This is a genomic window from Candidatus Poribacteria bacterium (assembly GCA_021295755.1).
GTDB lineage: Bacteria > Poribacteria > WGA-4E > WGA-4E > PCPOR2b > PCPOR2b.
Genome location: JAGWBT010000185.1, coordinates 11,981 through 16,671, shown reverse-complemented (window position 1 = coordinate 16,671; position 4,691 = coordinate 11,981). Strand labels below are relative to the sequence as shown.

Annotated in this window: 5 protein-coding genes; 3 read left to right on the top strand and 2 right to left on the bottom strand. The window is 49.6% G+C overall.

The window, feature by feature from the left end; all coding sequences use genetic code 11:
* Positions 1-565 precede the first annotated feature (565 nt).
* Together J4G02_20965 and J4G02_20960 are read right to left on the bottom strand one after the other, a co-directional pair.
* Positions 566-1,996 (bottom strand): aldehyde dehydrogenase, encoded by a 1,431-nt coding sequence (locus J4G02_20965; GenBank protein ID MCE2396995.1) that lies wholly within the window; start codon positions 1,994-1,996, stop codon positions 566-568.
* 122 nt (positions 1,997-2,118) lie between these two features.
* Positions 2,119-2,391 (bottom strand): BMC domain-containing protein, encoded by a 273-nt coding sequence (locus J4G02_20960; protein ID MCE2396994.1) that lies wholly within the window; start codon positions 2,389-2,391, stop codon positions 2,119-2,121.
* A 377-nt stretch (positions 2,392-2,768) separates the two neighbouring features.
* Between J4G02_20960 and J4G02_20955 the strand changes: the two genes are divergently transcribed.
* The 3 genes from J4G02_20955 (at position 2,769) to J4G02_20945 (ending at position 4,619) form a co-directional block, all read left to right on the top strand.
* A complete protein-coding gene (locus tag J4G02_20955) occupies positions 2,769-3,125 on the top strand; it encodes a hypothetical protein (protein ID MCE2396993.1) in 357 nt (118 codons plus the stop codon).
* Between the two features lie 82 nt (positions 3,126-3,207).
* A complete protein-coding gene (gene nadC / locus J4G02_20950) occupies positions 3,208-4,047 on the top strand; it encodes a carboxylating nicotinate-nucleotide diphosphorylase (GenBank protein MCE2396992.1) in 840 nt (279 codons plus the stop codon).
* Between the two features lie 2 nt (positions 4,048-4,049).
* On the top strand, positions 4,050-4,619 hold the full coding sequence (locus J4G02_20945) for a GNAT family N-acetyltransferase (GenBank protein MCE2396991.1): 570 nt from the start codon (positions 4,050-4,052) through the stop codon (positions 4,617-4,619).
* The last annotated feature ends 72 nt before the right edge of the window (positions 4,620-4,691 follow it).

The following is a 4,691-nucleotide window of genomic DNA, read 5'->3' as shown; positions in this document are numbered from 1 at the left end:
TGACTGCGCACCGCCTGAAGCAGCAGTTCCTCCTCACGTTCCCCGAATGGGGTACGTTCTGGGAAGGGTTCGGTTCTTACCTTTGGTCCACCGTGGATGGCGAGTTTTTCCATCTGTATCTCCTTAGATGAAATGTTGGGGGTCACTCGTATGTCGGCAATTGGAATCGGTCTGAGCCCTCAAAAGTCTCACTTCTGTATGTAACTCTTGATGGCTTTCCGTTCAACCCAACCTACGTGCTGTTGCACGATTTCTTAACATGAGCTATCGGCGATTTATTCCGTTTCGGCGGATGCGGGGCCACCTTCTGCGGCGGGTGAAGGGGAGATCGTGTCGGCGTATCCCCATTGACATATTGCTAGCACAATTAGGAGGAAAATGGGGCAAAACTTCATCATTTATGGTGAATTCTAAAAACAGATAGACATTTTCGCTCCCCGTGTATGGTAGGCGCTGTTTCCAACTGCGCCGATGCGGTGCGGGTGAAACCGCAACTACCGGGCTTGAGGGCAATGCGGTTCGGTTTGGGGTGTTTCATTAATTCTAAGATCCACTATAGATACCCTTACAATGTGTGAGCGGACAACTCTCCTGCAACGGTTAATCGTTGCTGACGGGTGAAAGTGCGTGGACATGTAAACCCTTCGCCGGTGGGACCCGCAATCGTCATCGCGAGGAATCCTTCACCATCAATCCCAGCGCAAGCGTAGGATGGTGCGTTCACAACGGTAACGTTGCAGTTCATCGCCTGTGTAAATTGCGTGATTCGTGCACTGTTGTTGGTGTGGAGCATTGCGGTATGTCCACGTCCCCCATCTGCTGCCAAGGCACCTTTCAACGCTTCATCAAAGTCGCTCACCCGAACCACCGGAAGCACCGGCATCAGGTATTCATCAACAACAAAGGTGTGGTCGGCGGGGACTTCAACGACGACGGAAACCGTCCCTGTTGTCGCCCGTATGTCTGCTGCGTCAAGGATAACGCTCGCATCTTTACCGATGTAGTCGATGTTGGGATCGCCATCTTGGATGACAACATTTTCGACAGCCTGCCTCTCGCGCGGATTGGTCAAGTAACCGCCGCTGTTTTGCAGCTCACGGATAACTTCATCAGCGACAGAGTCAACGACAAAGAGGGCTTTTTCGCCGATGCAGAGTAGGTTGTTGTCAAAGCTGTTTCCGATGATGACCTCCTTCGCTGCTTTCGCCAAGTCTGCGGTTTCGTCGATAATTGCTGGCGGGTTGCCGGGTCCCGCTGCGATCGCTTTCTTGCCGCTGGTAAGCGCGGCTCTCACAACGCTGCCGCCGCCTGTGGCAACGACCATCGCGATATCCGCGTGGTCCATAATTTCCTTCGCCCGCCGCAGTGTCGCGTCTGAAACGGCGGTGAGCATATTGGGCGGTCCTCCTGCTCTGATAACTGCTGCGTTGATGACCTGCATCGTCTCCTGCGTGCATCGCTGCGCATTCGGGTGTGGACTGAACACAATCGAATTTCCAGCTGCGAGCATAATGATTGCGTGGTTGATGACAGTTGATGTCGGATTTGTGGTCGGCGTGATTGAATTAATCACACCAAAGGGAAGATACTCCACAAGCAGCAATCCGGTATCTCCGGTTGTCGCTTCCGAGCTCAAATCTTCCACGCCGGGCGAAAGGTTTGCCCCACCATCATTCTTCATCACCTTATGCTCGACAACTCCCATTTTGGTGTCTTCGACGGCAATTTCTGCGAGAGATCTTGAATGCTCAAGTGAGGTTTGCCTAATCGCTTCAATGATTTCCCGACGCTTGGCAAAGCCGAGCTTCACGAATTCCACCTGTGCGGCTTTGGCAGCGGCAATCGCTTGTTCTACGGTAGCAAAGATTCCCGTGTCGGACGCACTAGTAGCTGCGGGTTGAGGTGTTGTTGTTGTCAAACGTTGCCCGTCACTCTGAAGATTCCTGATGACCTGCGCAACAATCTCCTCAATCTGTGATTCGTTGATTTCTGCCATACGGACCTCCTTAATCTATGATACGGCTACGAAATTCGGGCTTCTGGCACGAATTCTCGATCTATGTAGGACAGATCGACTGAGCGCCTGCCTTGAGCTAGCCGAACGGTTTGGGATGACAGTTATCCACGAGTCAACATATTTTCAACTTCTGCGTGTGGACGCGGAATGACGTGCACAGAGATTAATTCACCAACAACCTTTGCGGCTTCAGCACCTGCTTCCACTGCGGCTTGAACCGCCCCAACATCACCACGAACCATGACGGTGACCAAACCACCGCCAATCTCTTCTTTGCTAACCAGTGTTACGTTGGCGGCTTTGACCATTGAATCTGCTGCTTCGATTGCACCGACTAAACCTCTTGTTTCAATCAATCCTAATGCTTCGCCCATGTTATTTTCCTCCTAAGTTGAATTGCCACTTTGAAATGTCTTTCATTGTAACAAGATCGGCGACGCTTATCAAGGAAAAAATCCGCTATATGACGATAGGTTTCAAATAGAACCGCTCACGCCTGTTGATTAGGGTCATTTAATTCTTCTGTAACTCGATCCCCCGGTCAAGGTTACGGCGCGGAGACCAGATGCCCCGCCTACGGATTCGGGTCATTCCGATAGATTAAAAACCCTTGACAAGGATTTCTTGAGATGCTATGCTTTGTCTCTGTTTCCGTCAAAAGCTATTGTGGTATGGCACTGTCTAATCTATGCCACGGCTCCATCCGACAATCAACAAGCATCAATTAACCGCTGGAGGGCACTGACCAACAATGCCTAAAGAAGCAATCAGCTTTGCAGCTGTCGAGACTTTAGAGAAGCAGATTCATCAAAATCGAGAAGATATTAATCTACTCAAACAAGAGATTCAACGGTTACATACAGAATTGGGGCTTTCATCAGATCCCGATGAGTTTGAAGCCCAGTTAAGCAAGGAGGAAGTTCTCGAATTTGGGACCCTTGGTGACGGTGTGGTCAAAGGAAAGATTAACTGGATGAACCCGTATCTCATCAGCATTACAACCTCCGGAGAAGCTCCTGCGTCAGAAGTTTTAATTTTCAAGCATGCCCTCTGCTATATTCGCAAACCGGAAGAAAAATCGATTCCTCGTCGGGGCATGTACGTTTGAAGGGATCGTAGGTACAAAACAGTATCAGGCATGAAACATAACTTTACGCCCAAATTACGCAATACGCATTAGGTTTTCGCTTATGTTAAACTTCCGCTCAATCGATCCGCTCATAGAATTAGCCTTCGCAGAGGATATCGGTATTGGCGATATTACGACCGAATCCACAGTTTCCGAATTGCAGCAAGGGGTAGGCACAATCCTCACCGAGACTGAAGGCGTAATTGCTGGGCTGCCGATTGCACAGCGTGTTTTTGAAAAGCTTGATCCGGATCTTAATTTCCAGATGCTTGTCGCTGACGGCGATTGCGTCGGATGCGTAACACCAATTGCGACGGTGGAAGGGAGCGCGAAATCTATCCTTACCGGTGAACGTATTGCGCTCAATTTTCTGCAGCGCCTTTCGGGGACTGCTACATTAACCACACAGTTTGTCGCTGCTACAGCCCAATACGATGTTAAAATCATTGATACTCGAAAGACCACCGCCGGCTGGCGAGTTCTGCAAAAGTACGCAGTTCGCCTCGGCGGCGGCCATAACCACCGCTTCGGGCTTTACGATGGTGTGCTGATCAAGGATAATCACATTGTCGCTGCTGGGGGAGTTGCAAAGGCAATCGAACAAGCTCGGTCGGTTGTGCCTCACACAATGAAGATCGAAGTTGAGGTTGATACACTCGACCAAGTCGCAGAAGCGCAGGCGGCAGGCGCGGACATCATATTGCTCGACAATATGCCGGTCAATTTTATGAAGGCTGCTGTTGGAGAAATTGATAAGGACGTTCTCACCGAAGCATCAGGGGGCATTACATTAGATCAGGTCGAAGCCGTTGCGGCAACAGGTGTAAACCTTATCTCCGTTGGTGCGTTGACGCATTCAGCGATGCCGTTGAATATTCGCTTGGACTTGGAGATTAAGTAAATATGGTAGATTTTAGAATTAATATGATGAGCTGCAAGGGAGCAACACTGATCCAACCCTCTATTGCATTTGAATCTGAATACCTATCAATGGCAGAAGAATTTTGGGCGAAAGAATCTTGGGTAGCAGGTGAAAACCGATTCCAAAACGATCGTGATCTTATCGAAAACAGTTTCCCTGCCTATATTCGCCGCCTTGATGAAGAAAATCAAAACAGCGGACTCAAGCCCGGTTACGTCCCAAGTACTACATTCTGGCTTATGACAAATGACACTCAGATTATCGGTGAAAGCCGGCTCCGTCATTGGTTGACGACATCTTTGGAACATGAGGGTGGCCACATCGGATATGTGATTCGCCCCTCGGCACGACGGAAAGGATACGGGACACGCATACTTGCGTTGACACTGGAAAGAGCCAGAGATTTAGGACTGAATCGCGTGTTGCTGACTTGCGATACCGATAACATTGGTTCTGCACGCGTCATTGAGCAAAATGGTGGCAAGTTGGCAAGCCAAGGGATTTCAAACAGTTCCGGGAAACCGATTTCTCGGTATTGGATTGATTTTTGACCTACTCCCAACCCTCAAGGATTGGGATTCTCGCATTGCTTTGAGAATATCCGTCTCCCGTATAGACACACG

Excerpts from the sequence above, each read along its gene's own strand:
- J4G02_20965 (MCE2396995.1), bottom strand. The coding sequence starts at position 1,996 with ATGGCAGAAATCAACGAATCACAGATTGAGGAGATTGTTGCGCAGGTC.
- J4G02_20960 (MCE2396994.1), bottom strand. The coding sequence starts at position 2,391 with ATGGGCGAAGCATTAGGATTGATTGAAACAAGAGGTTTAGTCGGTGCA.
- J4G02_20955 (MCE2396993.1), top strand. The coding sequence starts at position 2,769 with ATGCCTAAAGAAGCAATCAGCTTTGCAGCTGTCGAGACTTTAGAGAAG.
- nadC (MCE2396992.1), top strand. The coding sequence starts at position 3,208 with ATGTTAAACTTCCGCTCAATCGATCCGCTCATAGAATTAGCCTTCGCA.
- J4G02_20945 (MCE2396991.1), top strand. The coding sequence starts at position 4,050 with ATGGTAGATTTTAGAATTAATATGATGAGCTGCAAGGGAGCAACACTG.